At 33.7% G+C, this 16,365-nt stretch carries 15 protein-coding genes; 13 read left to right on the plus strand and 2 right to left on the minus strand.

The window, feature by feature from the left end; translation table 11 throughout:
- Nucleotides 1-16 precede the first annotated feature (16 nt).
- The 4 genes from B0A57_RS08645 (at nt 17) to ctlX (ending at nt 3,807) form a co-directional block, all read left to right on the plus strand.
- The gene (locus B0A57_RS08645; protein ID WP_011963440.1) at nt 17-1,300 is read left to right on the plus strand and encodes a citrate synthase; all 1,284 of its coding nucleotides are present in this window, start codon (nt 17-19) and stop codon (nt 1,298-1,300) included.
- Between the two features lie 79 nt (nt 1,301-1,379).
- Entirely contained in the window at nt 1,380-2,294 is a 915-nt protein-coding gene (locus B0A57_RS08650; RefSeq protein ID WP_034099267.1) for a dimethylarginine dimethylaminohydrolase family protein, read from the plus strand.
- Between the two features lie 124 nt (nt 2,295-2,418).
- Nucleotides 2,419-2,661, plus strand: a complete 243-nt coding sequence (locus B0A57_RS12320) for a four helix bundle protein (RefSeq protein WP_227032596.1) — start codon at nt 2,419-2,421, stop codon at nt 2,659-2,661.
- Nucleotides 2,662-2,871: 210 nt separating this feature from the next.
- A complete protein-coding gene (gene ctlX, locus B0A57_RS08660) occupies nt 2,872-3,807 on the plus strand; it encodes a citrulline utilization hydrolase CtlX (protein WP_011963436.1) in 936 nt (311 codons plus the stop codon).
- Between the two features lie 60 nt (nt 3,808-3,867).
- On the opposite strand, the gene B0A57_RS08665 is transcribed toward ctlX, so the two are convergent.
- Nucleotides 3,868-4,491: a MarC family NAAT transporter gene (locus B0A57_RS08665; protein ID WP_011963435.1), complete on the minus strand. Its 624-nt coding sequence runs from the start codon at nt 4,489-4,491 to the stop codon at nt 3,868-3,870.
- A gap of 128 nt (nt 4,492-4,619) precedes the next feature.
- Between B0A57_RS08665 and B0A57_RS08670 the strand changes: the two genes are divergently transcribed.
- A complete protein-coding gene (locus B0A57_RS08670; RefSeq protein ID WP_011963434.1) occupies nt 4,620-4,985 on the plus strand; it encodes a CoA-binding protein in 366 nt (121 codons plus the stop codon).
- Nucleotides 4,986-5,147: 162 nt separating this feature from the next.
- Here B0A57_RS08670 and B0A57_RS08675 read toward each other — a convergent pair whose 3' ends face one another.
- Nucleotides 5,148-6,644, minus strand: coding sequence for a sodium:solute symporter (locus B0A57_RS08675; protein WP_034099262.1), 1,497 nt, complete (start codon nt 6,642-6,644; stop codon nt 5,148-5,150).
- 111 nt (nt 6,645-6,755) lie between these two features.
- Here B0A57_RS08675 and recR point away from each other — a divergent pair, with 111 nt between their 5' ends.
- The 8 genes from recR to rfbA all read left to right on the plus strand — a co-directional run bounded on the left by recR (nt 6,756) and on the right by rfbA (nt 16,363).
- The gene (gene recR / locus B0A57_RS08680) at nt 6,756-7,376 is read left to right on the plus strand and encodes a recombination mediator RecR (RefSeq protein WP_011963432.1); all 621 of its coding nucleotides are present in this window, start codon (nt 6,756-6,758) and stop codon (nt 7,374-7,376) included.
- A 74-nt stretch (nt 7,377-7,450) separates the two neighbouring features.
- Complete coding sequence (locus B0A57_RS08685) at nt 7,451-8,239, plus strand: polysaccharide biosynthesis/export family protein (protein ID WP_011963431.1); 789 nt, start codon at nt 7,451-7,453, stop codon at nt 8,237-8,239.
- A 9-nt stretch (nt 8,240-8,248) separates the two neighbouring features.
- Nucleotides 8,249-10,696, plus strand: coding sequence for a polysaccharide biosynthesis tyrosine autokinase (locus tag B0A57_RS08690; protein ID WP_034101289.1), 2,448 nt, complete (start codon nt 8,249-8,251; stop codon nt 10,694-10,696).
- Between the two features lie 3 nt (nt 10,697-10,699).
- Nucleotides 10,700-11,680 carry an SDR family oxidoreductase gene (locus B0A57_RS08695; RefSeq protein WP_011963429.1) on the plus strand — a complete coding sequence of 327 codons (981 nt, stop codon included), beginning with the start codon at nt 10,700-10,702 and terminating at the stop codon, nt 11,678-11,680.
- Between the two features lie 10 nt (nt 11,681-11,690).
- Nucleotides 11,691-12,962, plus strand: a complete 1,272-nt coding sequence (locus B0A57_RS08700; RefSeq protein ID WP_011963428.1) for a nucleotide sugar dehydrogenase — start codon at nt 11,691-11,693, stop codon at nt 12,960-12,962.
- Nucleotides 12,963-12,993: 31 nt separating this feature from the next.
- The gene (locus B0A57_RS08705; RefSeq protein ID WP_011963427.1) at nt 12,994-14,370 is read left to right on the plus strand and encodes a nucleotide sugar dehydrogenase; all 1,377 of its coding nucleotides are present in this window, start codon (nt 12,994-12,996) and stop codon (nt 14,368-14,370) included.
- A 5-nt stretch (nt 14,371-14,375) separates the two neighbouring features.
- A complete protein-coding gene (rfbB, locus tag B0A57_RS08710) occupies nt 14,376-15,422 on the plus strand; it encodes a dTDP-glucose 4,6-dehydratase (protein ID WP_011963426.1) in 1,047 nt (348 codons plus the stop codon).
- Nucleotides 15,423-15,490: 68 nt separating this feature from the next.
- Nucleotides 15,491-16,363, plus strand: a complete 873-nt coding sequence (rfbA, locus tag B0A57_RS08715) for a glucose-1-phosphate thymidylyltransferase RfbA (RefSeq protein ID WP_038466088.1) — start codon at nt 15,491-15,493, stop codon at nt 16,361-16,363.
- Nucleotides 16,364-16,365: the final 2 nt, after the last annotated feature.

The following is a 16,365-nucleotide window of genomic DNA, read 5'->3' on the forward strand; positions in this document are numbered from 1 at the left end:
ACTCCCATAATATATTATGTCAAATACAGCAACAATAGAAATTGATGGCAAAAAGTATGAATTTCCTACAATAACAGGAAGCGAAAACGAAGTCGCCATAGATATTAGCAAGCTAAGAGATTTAACAGGTGCCATAACCATGGATCCAGGTTACAAAAACTCAGGAGTTTGTAAATCAGAAATAACATTCCTAGACGGCGAAGAAGGAATTCTACGTTACAGAGGATATTCAATAGAAGATCTAGCTGATAAAGCAGATTTTCTTGAAGTTTCCTACCTAGTTATTTTTGGGGAATTACCTACAAAAGCAGAATTAGAACGTTTTGAAAACAATATTCGTAAATACACATTAGTAAACGAAGAAATGAAAAACATCATCGATGGTTTTCCTAAAACAGCACACCCAATGGGTGTTTTGTCTTCGCTAACAAGTGCCTTAACAGCATTTAACCCAAAAGTGGTTAATGTAGAAAACGAAAAAGAAATGTATGAGGCTGTTTGTAAAACTATGGGTAAATTTCTAGTTCTTGCCACTTGGACATTTAGAAAAAGCATGGGGTATCCGCTAAACTACTACGACAATACAATAGGATATGTAGAAAATTTTATGCAATTAATGTTTAGATTACCTACAAGCCCTTATGCAGCAAACCCAGTTATTGTCGCTGCTTTAGATAAGTTATTTATACTTCATGCAGACCACGAGCAAAACTGTTCTACATCAACAGTAAGAATGGTAGGCTCATCTCATGCAGGATTGTTTGCATCAATCTCAGCAGGGGTTTCAGCACTTTGGGGGCCACTTCATGGAGGTGCAAACCAAGCAGTATTAGAAATGCTCGAAGAAATTCAAAAAAACGGAGGAGATGCCGAAAAATATTTAGCAAAAGCCAAAGACAAAAACGACGAATTTCGCCTCATGGGATTCGGACATAGAGTTTACAAAAACTTCGATCCAAGAGCAAAAATCATCAAAAAAGCAGCCGACGAAGTTTTAAGAACTTTAGGGGTAGATGATCCAATCCTTCAAATCGCAAAAAAACTAGAAGAATCAGCCTTAGTAGATGAGTATTTTGTGTCAAGAAAATTATACCCAAATGTCGATTTCTACTCAGGAATTATATACAGAGCATTAGGAATTCCTACAGATATGTTTACCGTATTATTCGCCATAGGTCGTTTGCCAGGCTGGATAGCACAATGGAAAGAAATGCGTGAAAACAAAGAGCCTATTGGTCGTCCACGTCAAGTTTATACAGGACATCCCTTACGAGATTTTGTTGCCGTAGAAAAGCGATAATTTCTTTATAAATTAAACAAAAAGCTTCTCATAATCGGGAAGCTATTTTTATATTTGCTTACAAGCCAAAAGCTAATTTATGCTACAATTAAACGTAAAAAACGAATCTTCTAGATTAAGAGCAGTCGTATTAGGATCTGCAGTAAATAATGGACCAACACCAACTGCTCATGAAGCCTACGACCCCAAATCTCTAGAACACATTTTGGCAGGAACCTATCCTGTTGAAGAAGATATGACAAACGAAATGGAAGCTTTTAACAAAGTCTTTCAGAAGTATGATGTCAAAGTATATCGACCAGAAACAATATCAAATTACAACCAAATATTCACTCGGGATATTGGTTTTGTGATAGATGATGTTTTTATAAAAGCCAATATTTTGCCTGATAGAGAAAGAGAATTAGATGCTATTCAGTATGTAATAGATCAAATAAATCCAGCAAAAGTGGTTCGCCCGCCAGAAGAAGTACATATAGAAGGAGGCGATGTTATGTTGCATAATGAGTATATTTTTATAGGAACTTATAAAGGTTCAGACTACAAAGATTACATTACGGCACGTACCAATATGGAAGGGGTAAATTATATTAAAAAATTATTCCCAAATAAAATAGTCAAAGAATTCGACCTTGTAAAATCTAAAATAGAAGCCCATGATAATGCTTTGCATTTAGATTGTTGTTTTCAGCCAGTAGGAAACGGCAAAGGAATTATTTACAAAAGTGGCTTCCGTGAAGAAGCAGATTATATGTTCTTAGTAAACCTTTTTGGCAAAGAAAACCTATTTCATATCACTAGAGACGAGATGTATAATATGAATTCAAACGTCTTTTCTATTGCACCAGATGTTGTAGTTTCTGAGAAAAATTTCACAAGATTAAACACTTGGCTTCGTGATAACGGATTTACTGTCGAAGAAATTCCGTATGCCGAAATTGCCAAACAAGAAGGATTGTTGCGTTGCTCAACATTGCCCTTAATTAGAGATTAGCTTAGGGTTGTAGGTTGTAAGTTTTGTGTCGAGTAAAAATGAACATATAATTATACAATACAACATTTATAAAAAAAAACATATAACGGCTTTAGTATTTTTAGTGAAATATAAAAACCTGAACTTGAAACAACTTATAACCTACAACAAAAAAATGAAAACCTATAAGGATTTGGATGTCTATAATTTAGGTTTAGATTTGTTTTATAAATGCCATTCTTATCCTTTAAAACTACCAAAACACGAAATGTACAAATTGGGAAGTCAATTAAGAAGGTCTTCAGATTCGGTTCCAACTAATATCGTTGAAGGTTATGAAAGAAAAAGATATAAAGCAGATCTTATAAAATTTCTTGCCTATTCTTAGGCTAGTTGTCTAGAAATAATATTTCATATCGAAAAACATCTAAATTGTATCCAGAAATTATTCAAAATAATCACGAGTTTATTAGTAAGAACCACGAATTGAGCGCCAAAATTTATAACTTTATTAAATATCTCGATGAGAATTAGAAACTATAAATTTTACCATACTCAAAAACTTACAACCCAGAACTTATAACATACAACAAAAGAAATGAAACAAACTACAAACTCCATACTCATGATTCGCCCAGTAGCGTTTCGTATGAACGAACAAACGGCCGTAAATAATTATTATCAAAAAGTAATAGATGGACTCTCGCCAGAAACAGTAAATGCCAAAGCACAAGAAGAATTTGATACTTTCGTAAATAAATTACGAATGGTTGGTGTCGATGTCACTGTGGTCGATGACACGCTAGAACCAAGTACACCAGATTCTATTTTTCCTAACAATTGGATTTCTTTTCACGAAAGTGGCGATGTAGCTCTATATCCTATGTTTGCCGAAAACAGAAGATTAGAACGCCGTGAAGAAATTTTAGATATTCTAGAAGACAAAGGTTTTCTGGTTAATGAAATTATGGATTATTCCTCGGCAGAAGAAGATGGTTTTTTTCTAGAAGGAACAGGAAGTATTGTTTTAGATAGAGAAAACGACAAAGCCTATTGCGCACTTTCGCCTCGTGCAGACGAAGAATTATTTATAGAGTTTTGTGAAGATTTCGAATATACACCAGTTATCTTCGAAGCTTTTCAAACAGTAGAGAACGAACGAAAACTAATTTATCATACCAATGTTATGATGTGTGTTGCCGATACTTTTGCAGTTATTTGTGCAGATTGTATCGATGATAAAAAAGAACGAAAAATGGTTCTCGATAGTCTGAAATCTGACGGAAAGGAAATTGTTCTAATCACAGAAGATCAAATGAACAATTTTGCAGGAAATATGCTCGAAATACAAGGGGCAGACGAACGTCGTTACTTGATTATGAGCGCATCGGCACACAAAAGTTTAACAAAAAAACAAATCGCACAACTAGAGGAACACATTACAATACTAAGCTCAAGCCTAGACACCATAGAAGCTTGTGGCGGCGGAAGCGCACGTTGTATGATGGCAGAAATTTTCTTGCCAAAAGAGTAAATTAATTACGAATTTCAAATTACGAATTATAATTTCTCGTAATTCGTAATTTGAAATTATTTAAATGCCTCTCACAATACTTAAAATAGAGCTAATTATATATTGTACCCCAATAGCAATAGTTAAAAAACCTACAATTCTAGAGATAGCTACAATTCCAGAAGCACCTAGTATTTTAGAAAGGTAATGCGCACTTCTTAAAACCAAATAAATACTTAACGAAACAACTATAATTGCTCCCGATGATATAATCATCTCATTGCTCGTGTGATGCTCTTGGTAGAAAGCAATAAGTAGCGACATAGATCCAGGTCCCGCAAGCATTGGCATGGCAAGTGGTGTAAGTGCAATGTCATTTCTGTTTTCTACATCAGATTTAACTTTTTTGCCAATACCTCTTTTTTTGCTAAATTTTCCAGAAAGTAAGGAAAAACCAGAACTCGCAATTATAATTCCGCCAGTAATTCGTAGCGCATTTATCGTAATCCCAAAAAAGGAAAGGATGTACTGACCTACAAAAAAAGAAATAATTAATATAACACAAACATTTATAGATGTCCAGAGAGATATTCTAGAACGTTCTTTTTTGTCATCATGTTGTGTAAGTCCAACAAAAATAGGAATGGTTCCTATTGGATTTAGTACAGAAAATAAGGCGAAGAATAAGTAAATAAATAATTCCATTTTTTTTGTATAAAAGTAAATGTTTATAACTTTTCGGTGATTACCAAAACATCAATATTGTATAAAGATATATAATTTTAGGGAAAGCCACAATTTTGAGTACTTTTGTATAAAAAACACACATAATAATGAGCAATAAAAAAACATTGGTACTTGGTGCTTCAACAAAACCAGAAAGATACGCATTTAAGGCAGTAACCATGTTAGTAGAAAAAGGACATTCGGTAATTGCCATTGGTCAAAATACTGGCGAAGTGGCAGGGATAAATATTAGGACAAAAAATATTCCGTTAGCTAGTATTCATACGGTAACATTATATTTAAACCCAACACGTCAGCGTGATTATTACAACTACATATTAGAAACTAAACCCAAACGTGTTATTTTCAATCCGGGTACAGAGAATCCTGAATTTTATCAGTTGCTAAAAGCAAACGGGATTAAAGTAGAAGAGGCTTGTACCTTGGTTTTGTTAGCTACAAATCAGTATTAATTTTTTTTGGGAGCTATTTCCTGTTATCCGTTGCAAGCGGGGTGCGATAAACTCTGATTAAAATAAACATTAATAAAAATCCTTTTTCTTTTTTCTTTAAAAAGGAAAAGGATTTTTACTGCTGTTAGGGCTAGACTTAGGGGTGATTTTTAGTGTTTAAATTTAAAATCTAGTTTCTTTAGTTGCAGGTTTGCTAATTAATAGTAATCCAACAAAAGTGATTAATCCGTTTACGATAATTAGTTCGTTGTCAAAAACATAATCGCCCAGAAGTTCTTTAGAGTAAATAGAAATTAAAAAACAAATAGCTGGCGAAATTAAACAAATAAAAGGCACCAATTTGTCATGTACTGTTTTCGATTTTACAAACAATCCGAAACTATACAATCCTAAAAGAGGGCCGTAAGTATAAGAAGCAATTTTAAAAATCATTTTTACTACCGAAGCATCATTTACCGAATTGAAAATTACAATAACTAAAAACATTAATCCCGAAAATCCAATATGAACTAAATGTCGTGTTCTTACAATGTTAGGTTTGTTTAGATTTTCGGTTTTATCCATACCTAAAAAATCGACACAAAAGGAAGTGGTTAGTGCTGTTAGTGCAGAATCTGTTGTGGCAAAAGTGGCAGCTGTGAGTCCTAATAAGAAAACAACAGCAGGAATTAGCCCCAAAGATTTTAGTGCAATTTCAGGAAACAAAAAATCGGTTCGGGCAATACCATCTACCATAGGGACTTGTATTGCGTTTTTCTCGGCAAACATATAAAGTAAGGCTCCAACACTCAAGAAAAATATATTAATAATAACAAAAATTCCTGTAAAAGTGAACATGTTTTTTTGTGCTTCTTCAATGTTTTTGCAGCTCAAATTCTTTTGCATTAAATCTTGGTCTAAGCCAACCATGGCAATAGTTACAAAAATTCCGCCTAGAATTTGTTTCCAGAAATAATTGCCTTTGTTGTAATCATCAAAGAAAAATATTTTAGAGTAATGGCTGTTTTTTACCTCTTCAAAAGCGGTAAAAAAGCTTAAATCTAAACTTCTGCAAATAAAGAATATCGTTAAAAATACTGATAAAACTAAGAAAAATGTTTGTAAAGTATCGGTAATAATAATCGTTTTTAATCCGCCACGATACGTGTAAGCAAAGATTAATAATAGCGATATTAATACGGTAAATGTAAACGGAATGCCATAATAATCGAAAACATAACGTTGCAAAACGATAACAACAAGATACAATCTAAAAGAAGAGCCAATTGTACGGCTTATTAGGAAAATAGTGGCGGCGGTTTTATAACTTACCACACCCAATCGTTGTTCGATATATCCGTAAATCGAAGTCAGATTCATCCTGTAATATAACGGAAGTAGTACTTTTGCGATAATAATAAAACCAATGGCGTTTCCTAATACAAACTGAAAATATTTGAATTGTAAATCAGGATTTCCAACTTCGCCAGGAACGGAAATAAAAGTTACCCCAGAGAGTGCTGTTCCTATCATTCCGAAAGCAACAAGATACCATTTAGAATTTTTATTGGCTTTAAAAAAAGCATCATTTCCATTGTCTTTTTTGCTCACAATATGCGAGATTACAAATAAAATTCCGAAGTAAATTACAATAAGTGATAAGATGGCAAATGGAGTCATGAAGTAAGATTTATTTGTCGCAAAATACAATTTTTTGTTTAATCGTTTATTTGTTTAATCGTTTATTTGAAGTAGTCTTCAATTTCTTCTCAAATTAACTAAATTTGTCTCATGGAATTTTCATCAAAACTATTAGAAAAAGCGGTAAACGAAATGGCTCAATTACCAGGAATTGGAAAACGAACGGCTTTACGGTTAGTATTGTATTTACTAAAACAACCCAAAGATCGAACAGATTTTTTGGCACAATCTTTACTTACTATGCGTGAGGGAATTATATTTTGTGAAAATTGCCACAATATTTCCGATGTTGCAGTATGCGAAATTTGTTCAAATAAGAATAGAAACCATCAAATTGTTTGTGTTGTAGAAGATGTTCGTGATGTAATGGCAATTGAAAATACAGGTCAGTTTCGAGGTGTTTATCACGTTCTTGGTGGAAAAATTTCACCCATAGATGGTGTTGGTCCAAGTCAGTTAAACATATCGTCCTTAGTAGAAAAAGTAAAATCAGGAAGTGTTTCGGAGATAATTTTTGCACTAAGTTCAACAATGGAAGGCGATACAACTAATTTTTATATTTATAAGCAAATAAAAGATTGTGAGATAATTACCTCATCTATTGCTCGTGGAATATCAGTGGGAGATGAGTTAGAATATGCAGATGAAGTAACTCTTGGACGAAGTATTTTAAACAGAATTCCTTTCGAGAATTCTTTTAAAAATAATTAATTGAATTAAAAAGTATATAGGGTTTTATTTTACCAAATGAAAAACTATATTTGTTTCCAAAATTGTTGTTAGAGATGAATAAAATATATGCTTTTTGCACATTTGTAGTCCTTTTTTTGTTTACTTCATGTATCCCAAATAAAGATTTGTTATATCTTCAAAATAAAAACAATTCAAACCAAGAAACAGTTATTACGCCAGTGGTTCTAAAACCTTATCGAGCGCAAGTAAATGATGTTTTAAGCGTTAGGATAAAAGCGCTAGATCAGAAACTGGTCGAAATGTTTTATACTTCTGCTGGAGAAATTCAATCAAACTCTGCCGATGGGCTTTATTTTGACGGTTTTTCTGTAAATGACCATGGCGCTATTCGAGTGCCAGTTCTAGGAGAAGTAAACGTGTTGGGGTTAACATTAGATGAAATTAGGCTAAAAATAGAAAAGCAATTATTAGCAGATTATTTTAATAAGGCGGCAGATATTTTTGTAACGGTAAAGTTAGCAGGAATGCGCTATACCGTAAATGGAGAAATTGCTAGCCCAGGAACAAGAACACTTTTTCAAGATAAAGTTACCATTCTAGAAGCAATTGCAAACTCTGGCGATATTACAATAACAGGCAATCGAAAAGAGGTTATGGTTGTTAGACAATACCCGCACGGAACCGAAATACACAGTATAGATTTAACAAATATAGACGCAATGAAATCACCATACTATTACGTACAGCCTAATGACTATATATATATTAAGCCACTTAAACAGAAGTCTTGGGGAACTGGTACTACAGGCTTACAGTCGTTTACAGCTATTTTCTCAGTGTTTACAGTGTTGTTTACTACCTTTTTATTGATAAAAAAATAAATCACACAAATGCTTGATACTAAAGATTTTTCGTTTTTTGAAACACAAAATAATTTCGATTTCAAAGGCTTTTTTATAAAAATATTAGGACATTGGAGTTGGTTTTTGGTAAGTTTAATAATAGCTTTTACCATTGCATATCAAGTAAATGTAAGAAAAGAAAAAATATACGGGGTTTCTACAACTATCGCCTATAAGGAAGAAAACAATCCTTTTTTTACGGCAAATACAAATTTGGTTTTCAATTGGGGAGGAACATCAGATCAGGTGCAAACAATAGTTACAACCATAAAATCTCGTTCTCATAACGAAATGGTTGTAAAAGAATTAAAATACTATATAGAATATTTACGCCAAGGAAAATACAATATAGAAGACGCTTACGGAGAAGTTCCTTTTTATGTAAATATTAATAAAAACCTGCCGCAACTTACAGAACAACCTATTACTATAAAATTTGTAAGTTCAAGCCAATACGAAATCTCTATAAATTTTCAAGAACCAAGCGTTCCTCTGATGAATTATACAACAGAGAAGCCAAGCAATACAAATGTTCAGGTCGGATTATTTAAGAAACGTTACAAAATAGGAGAACAAGTTTCATTGCCCTTTTTACATTGGAAACTAGAGCTAACAGATAACCCCGGTTATTATGAAAGTTCTAGTCATATAGTCCGATTTGCCAATTTTAATGGCGTTGTCGAGAGGTATAAAAACTTAGAAATTAATGCCGATGCCAAAGGTGGAGCAATCATAGGACTCGATTTACAAGGCACAAATAAAGCCCGAATGGTCGATTACCTAAATGGCACAATTGCTGTTTTAATGAACAGACAATTAGAAGCCAAAAATCAGTTTACCACCAATACAATTCGATTTATAGACAGCACACTTGTTGCAATGGAAACCCAGCTAAAAGACACCGAAAACGAGTTGAAAGATTTTAGTAAAGGGAAAAATATATTTGAAGTCGAACAAGGAGGCGAAAAATATGCCGACAAAATAACCGATTTAGACCTCGAAAAAGACCTAATAAACAGAAAAAATGCTTACTATAATTCACTAAAATCATATTTAGTAAATAGTGTCGATTATTCTAAGCTTCCAGCCCCATCAGTAGCAGGAATAGATGATCCTAATATAGTGTTAAATGTATCCAAACTAACCGCCCTCTCGGCCGAGCGTGCAGAAATGTCTTATGCGGTTAAAAATGATAAGAAATTTAAAGATTTCGACATTCAAATGGATGCTCTAAAAAGAGTGCTGTTAGAAAATATTTCTTCTGCAAAAACAGCTATCCAATATGATTTAAATACAGTCAATGAAAAACTTAACTCAGCAGAAAATACAATTAAAAACTTACCAGAGCAACAACAAGCACTTGTAAAAATTAATAGAAAATACGATTTAAATAAAAATGTATATAACTCATTTCTTGAAAAAAGAAGTGAAGCCGATATTATAAGAGCCGCAAACCTATCAGATATTCAGGTTATAGATCCAGCAAAAGACACAGGTGGTGGTTTGTTAGGGCCAAAAACAAATGTCAATTATGTTTTGGCTTTATTCTTAGGACTGCTAATTCCACTAATTATGGTTTTTGGCGTTACCATAATAGATAATACCATTAAAAATACCGACGATATAGCCAAACTAACTAAGATTCCTATTCTAGGTGTGGTAGGTAAGAAGAATACCAAAAATAATTTAGCAGTATTCGAAAAACCAAAATCAGGACTTGCCGAAAGTTTCAGAGCCGTAAGATCATCGTTACAATTTTTATACAAAAAACAACAACAAACAGGATCAAAAACATTAATGCTTACCTCTTCTATAAGTGGCGAAGGAAAAACTTTTTGTTCCATAAATATAGCAACAGTTTTTGCGTTAAGCGAAAAGAAAACAGTAATTGTTGGGCTAGATTTAAGAAAACCTAAAATTTTTGAAGATTTTCATTTAGAAAACACGATTGGTGCTGTAAATTATTTAATTGGACAAAAAACACTCGAAGAAATTACCCAAAAAACACCAATTCCTTTTTTAGACTTCATACCATCAGGACCAGTTCCGCCAAACCCTGCCGAATTAATTATGGGAGAAAGTATGAAAGAAATGTTAGAAGAACTTAAGAAAAAATATGATTATATAATTTTAGATACCCCACCAGTAGGATTGGTTTCAGATGCTTTAGAATTAACACCTTATTGTGATGCTACATTATATATTGTAAGACAAAATGTAACTAAAAAAGACATGTTAACCTTGGTAAATAACAAACACAAACGAGGCGAACTAAATAATATAAGCATTGTTTTTAATGGTTTCGAAAACAAAGCAAAATACGGCTACGACTATGGTTATGGCTATGGTTACGGCACTTATGCAGATGGTTATCATGAAAAAGAAAAGCCAGACAATGTATTTGTAAGTTGGATAAAAAAAACTTTAAAAAAATAACGGATGCAACAATCAAAATTTAAAATACTTATAACAGGTGGAGCAGGATTTATAGGCTCTAATTTGTCTGAATATTTTCTTGATAAAGGGCATGAAGTCGTTTGTTTAGATAATTTTGTAACGGGGCATCGTTATAATATCGAGCATTTGCTGGCTAATAAAAATTATAGTTTAATAGAAGGAGATATTCGCAATCTTTCAGATTGTCAGAAAGCTTTAATAGGTGTCGATTATGTATTGCATCAAGCAGCGTTAGGCTCTGTTCCAAGATCTATTTCAGATCCAATTACAACTAACGAGGTTAATGTTTCTGGATTTCTAAACATGTTGTCTGCTGCAAAAGAGGCAAAGGTAAAACGATTTATATACGCTGCAAGTTCATCGACTTACGGAGATTCTGAATCGTTGCCTAAAGTAGAAAACGTTATAGGAAAACCACTTTCGCCCTACGCTATTACAAAGTATATAAACGAATTGTATGCCGACATTTTTAGTAAAACTTACGCAATAGAAACCATAGGATTAAGATATTTTAACGTTTTTGGAAGAAAACAAGATCCCAAAGGTGCTTATGCCGCAGTAATTCCTAAATTTGTGCAACAGTTTATAAATTATGAAAATCCAGTGATAAACGGAGACGGAAATTATTCGCGCGATTTTACCTATATAGACAATGTAATTCAAATGAACGAATTGGCAATGTTTACTCAAAATCCAGAAGCTGTAAACACAGTTTACAATACAGCTTTTGGCGATAGCACCACATTAAACGATTTGGTAAAAAAACTGCAATTCGAATTGTCTCAATTTGACCCTAAAATTGCAAATGTAAACATAATTTACGGGCCAAATCGTGCAGGAGACATTCCGCATTCGTTGGCAAGTATAGATAAAGCAAAAAAACTGCTAGGCTACAACCCAAAATTCTCTATGCAAGAAGGTTTGAAACAATCTGTAAAGTGGTATTGGGAGCATTTAAAATAGATTAATTATAATGAAAATAGCAGTAATAGGATTAGGATATGTAGGTTTACCATTAGCAAGATTATTTGCTACAAAATACGACGTAGTAGGTTTCGATATTAATACAAAAAGAGTCTCTGAGCTACATTCTGGTTTAGATAGCACTTTAGAAGTTAGTCAAGAGTTGCTTCAATCTGTTTTAAAAACTGAAAACACAAACACAGAAGGTTTGTTTTGTTCTACTAACATAGACGATATAAAAGATTGCAACCATTATATAGTTACCGTACCAACGCCAGTAGATAAAAACAACAAACCAGACTTAACACCACTTTACAAATCGAGCGAAACAGTTGGTCAGGTTTTAAAAAAAGGAGATATTGTAATCTATGAATCTACCGTATATCCAGGAGTTACCGAAGAAGAATGTGTGCCAGTTCTAGAAAAAACAAGCGGATTAAAATTTAATATCGATTTCTTTGCGGGTTATTCGCCAGAACGTATTAATCCCGGAGATAAAGAACACACTGTCGATAAAATACTCAAAGTAACCTCAGGATCTACACCAGAAATAGGCGAGAAAGTAAATGAATTATATAAATCTGTCATCACAGCAGGAACACATTTAGCGCCCACCATTCGAGTTGCCGAAGCAGCTAAAGTGATTGAAAATTCACAAAGAGATATTAACATTGCTTTTGTAAACGAATTGGCAAAAATATTTAATGTTCTAGGAATAGATACCCAAGATGTTTTAGCCGCTGCTGGCACAAAATGGAACTTTTTGCCATTCAAACCAGGGTTGGTTGGGGGGCATTGTATAGGTGTCGATCCGTATTATTTGGCCCAAAAAGCACAACAAATGGGTTACCATCCAGAAATAATTTTGGCAGGAAGACGACTCAATGATAGTATGGGAGAATACGTGGCTTCGCAAGTAGTAAAACTCATGAGCAAGAGAGAAATAGGTGTCAATAATGCCGAGTTGCTTATGTTAGGTATAGCATTTAAAGAAAATTGCCCTGATGTAAGAAACACAAAAATTGTCGATGTAATTTCGGCACTCAAAGAATATGGCATACATGTTACTATATATGATCCATGGGTAAATCCTGCCGATGTTCTGCATGAATATAATTTGCAAACAGCAAAAGAATTGCCATCAATTAAATTTGATGCCGTAGTTTTAGGCGTTGCGCACCAAGAGTTTTTATCTTTAGATTTTAAATCTTTGCAAAAAGAAAAATCAATTTTATATGATGTTAAAGGAATTTTAGGCAATCATGTCGATGGAAAACTTTAATTTTGTAAAACTTTAATATAATTTACCTTAAATGAAAATAAATTCTATTTGTTGTATCGGAGCTGGTTATGTGGGAGGTCCCACAATGGCTGTGATTGCACAAAAATGTCCGAATATAAAAGTTACAGTTGTCGATCTAAACGAATCTAGAATAGCCGCTTGGAATGATACTAATTTAGAAAACTTACCCGTTTACGAACCAGGTTTAGATGCTGTGGTTGCCGAAGCCCGTGGTAGAAATTTATTTTTTTCGACCGAAGTTGACAAAGCAATTGATGAAGCTCAAATGATTTTCATCTCAGTCAATACGCCAACTAAAAATTACGGTACAGGAAAAGGAATGGCCGCCGATTTAAAATATATCGAGTTGTGTGCTCGCCAAATTGCCCGTATTTCTACACAAGACAAAATCGTTGTCGAAAAATCGACTTTACCAGTTCGTACCGCCGAAGCCATCAAGAATATATTAGATCATACCGGAAATGGCGTTCAGTTTAAGATATTATCTAACCCAGAATTTCTAGCCGAAGGTACTGCCATACAAGATTTGCACAATCCTGACCGAGTACTTATAGGGGGAGAAGACACAGAGGCAATTCAATCATTGGTCGAGATTTATTCGAATTGGGTTGCTTCAGAAAAAATATTAACCACAAATGTATGGTCCTCAGAATTGTCTAAACTAACCGCTAATGCCTTTTTGGCACAAAGGGTTTCATCAATAAACGCAATTTCAGAATTGTGCGAAAAAACAGGTGCCGATGTTTCGGAAGTTGCAAAAGCTATTGGAATGGATGCCAGAATTGGATCGAAATTCCTAAAAGCATCAGTAGGTTTTGGAGGTTCTTGTTTTCAAAAAGATATTCTTAACCTAGTTTACATTGCAAAATCTTACGGTTTGCATGAAGTTGCAAATTATTGGGAGCAAGTGGTTATTATGAATGACCATCAAAAAAATAGATTTTCTGCAAATATTGTACAAACATTGTACAACACCGTTTCGGGAAAAAAAATCACACTTTTGGGTTGGGCTTTCAAGAAAGACACTAATGATACAAGGGAATCTGCAGCCATCAATATAGCACAAAACCTAATTGCAGAACAAGCAAATATTGCTGTTTATGACCCGAAAGTTTCCAAAAAACAAGTAAAAGAAGATTTAATTAATTTAGATGAAAATCAAATCAAATTAATACAAGTAAATGAAAACCCATACGAGGCTTGTCATGAATCTCATGCTATTGCCATTTTAACTGAATGGGACGAATTTATTACTTACGATTGGAAAAAAATATACAATAATATGCTCAAGCCAGCGTTTGTTTTCGATGGGAGAAATCTTCTAGATAAGAAACAAATGGAAACAATAGGATTTACATACATTGCAGTAGGAAGCTCAAATTTATAAAAAAAATGAAAAATATATTAATTACAGGAGGCGCTGGATTTATAGGTTCGCACGTGGTGAGACGATTTGTACAAAATTATCCAAATTACCATATTTATAATTTAGATGCTTTAACTTATGCAGGAAATTTAGAGAATATAAAAGATATTGAAAAAGAATCGAATTATACTTTTGTAAAAGGCGATATTGTTGATGAACATTTTATAAACGAATTATTTGCCAAACATAACTTTGAAGGCGTTTTGCATCTTGCAGCCGAATCTCACGTAGATCGATCTATCGAAGATCCGTTGTCTTTTGTAAAAACAAACGTAATTGGTACAATGAATTTGCTAAATGCAGCCAAAAATATTTGGAAAGAGAATATGGAAGGCAAACGTTTTTACCATATTTCTACCGATGAGGTTTATGGTTCGCTAGGTGCCGAAGGTTTGTTTACAGAAACGACTGCCTACGATCCTAATTCGCCTTATTCAGCATCAAAAGCAAGTTCAGACCATTTTGTAAGAGCGTATGGCGAAACGTATGGTTTGCCCTATGTTTTAACCAATTGCTCTAATAATTACGGCCCTTATCATTTTCCAGAAAAATTAATTCCTCTGTTTATAAATAACATTATCAATAACAAACCCTTGCCAGTATATGGCGATGGTAATTATACCCGTGATTGGCTTTTTGTAAAAGACCATGCTATTGCTATCGATTTGGTTTTTCACGAAGGAAACAACCATGAAACCTACAATATTGGAGGTTTCAACGAATGGAAAAATATCGATTTAGTGAAGTTGCTTTGCAAAGTAATGGACGAAAAGTTAGGCCGTTCGGAAGGAGAATCATCAAAATTAATCACCTACGTAAAAGACCGCCCGGGCCACGATTTACGTTATGCGATTGATGCCTCTAAGATAAACAAAGCCTTGGGTTGGAAACCTACGGTAACTTTTGAAGAAGGATTAGAACAAACCATCGATTGGTATTTAGCCAACACCAATTGGTTAGATAATGTAACCTCTGGAGAATACGCCAACTACTATAAGAAACAATACAACTAATTTTTTAGAGCTATGATTTTAGATTTGTTTTAATCTAAAATACAAAATCTAAAATCTAAATTTTACAAATGAAAGGAATAATACTAGCAGGAGGATCAGGCACAAGATTGCACCCTTTAACACAAGTAGTGTCTAAACAATTGTTGCCCATTTATGATAAACCTATGATTTATTATCCGCTATCAGTACTAATGTTAGCAGGGATAAAAGAAATTTTAATCATTTCTACGCCACAAGATTTGCCCAATTTCAGACGTTTGTTTGGCGATGGCAGTCAAATAGGATTAACACTTTCGTATGTAGAACAACCTTCTCCAGACGGATTAGCGCAAGCATTTATTCTCGGTGAAGATTTTATAGGTGACGATGATGTTTGTTTGGTTCTGGGAGATAATATTTTTTACGGAGCAGGATTGCAAAATTTATTAAATAATGCAGTTGAAATTGTAACAGAGAAAAAAGAAGCTACTGTTTTTGGTTATTATGTAGATGATCCAGAACGTTACGGTGTCGCTGAATTTGACGAAAACGGAAAGGTTTTAAGTATCGAAGAAAAGCCATTAGAACCAAAATCTAATTTTGCTGTAATAGGGTTGTATTTTTACCCCAATTCGGTAGTTCAAATTGCTAAAAAGGTAAAACCATCGCACCGAGGAGAACTAGAGATTACCACCGTAAATCAAGAATATTTAGAAGATAAAAAGCTCAATTTGCAACTCATGGGACGAGGATTTGCTTGGCTTGATACAGGAACACACGAATCACTCACCGAAGCTACGGAATTTGTAAAAGCGGTAGAAAAAAGAACAGGACTTAAAATAGCCTGTATAGAAGAAGTTGCCTACAGAAAAGGCTTTATAACTAAAGAACAATTTGCCGCTACAGCAACCAATTTAGGAAAAAGCAGTTATGCGGATTATTTGAGAAAAATTAGAAACTAATA

The sequence above is a fragment of the Flavobacterium psychrophilum DSM 3660 = ATCC 49418 genome, from assembly GCF_002217405.1.
Lineage (GTDB): Bacteria > Bacteroidota > Bacteroidia > Flavobacteriales > Flavobacteriaceae > Flavobacterium > Flavobacterium psychrophilum.

What these genes read in the sequence shown, in the direction of transcription:
- B0A57_RS08675 (WP_034099262.1), bottom strand. Translation starts at nt 6,644, where the DNA reads ATGACTCCATTTGCCATCTTATCACTTATTGTAATTTACTTCGGAATT.
- B0A57_RS08700 (WP_011963428.1), top strand. Translation starts at nt 11,691, where the DNA reads ATGAAAATAGCAGTAATAGGATTAGGATATGTAGGTTTACCATTAGCA.
- B0A57_RS08670 (WP_011963434.1), top strand. Translation starts at nt 4,620, where the DNA reads ATGAGCAATAAAAAAACATTGGTACTTGGTGCTTCAACAAAACCAGAA.
- B0A57_RS08645 (WP_011963440.1), top strand. Translation starts at nt 17, where the DNA reads ATGTCAAATACAGCAACAATAGAAATTGATGGCAAAAAGTATGAATTT.
- rfbA (WP_038466088.1), top strand. Translation starts at nt 15,491, where the DNA reads ATGAAAGGAATAATACTAGCAGGAGGATCAGGCACAAGATTGCACCCT.
- B0A57_RS08705 (WP_011963427.1), top strand. Translation starts at nt 12,994, where the DNA reads ATGAAAATAAATTCTATTTGTTGTATCGGAGCTGGTTATGTGGGAGGT.
- B0A57_RS08685 (WP_011963431.1), top strand. Translation starts at nt 7,451, where the DNA reads ATGAATAAAATATATGCTTTTTGCACATTTGTAGTCCTTTTTTTGTTT.
- B0A57_RS08650 (WP_034099267.1), top strand. Translation starts at nt 1,380, where the DNA reads ATGCTACAATTAAACGTAAAAAACGAATCTTCTAGATTAAGAGCAGTC.
- B0A57_RS08665 (WP_011963435.1), bottom strand. Translation starts at nt 4,491, where the DNA reads ATGGAATTATTTATTTACTTATTCTTCGCCTTATTTTCTGTACTAAAT.
- ctlX (WP_011963436.1), top strand. Translation starts at nt 2,872, where the DNA reads ATGAAACAAACTACAAACTCCATACTCATGATTCGCCCAGTAGCGTTT.
- recR (WP_011963432.1), top strand. Translation starts at nt 6,756, where the DNA reads ATGGAATTTTCATCAAAACTATTAGAAAAAGCGGTAAACGAAATGGCT.
- B0A57_RS08690 (WP_034101289.1), top strand. Translation starts at nt 8,249, where the DNA reads ATGCTTGATACTAAAGATTTTTCGTTTTTTGAAACACAAAATAATTTC.
- B0A57_RS08695 (WP_011963429.1), top strand. Translation starts at nt 10,700, where the DNA reads ATGCAACAATCAAAATTTAAAATACTTATAACAGGTGGAGCAGGATTT.
- rfbB (WP_011963426.1), top strand. Translation starts at nt 14,376, where the DNA reads ATGAAAAATATATTAATTACAGGAGGCGCTGGATTTATAGGTTCGCAC.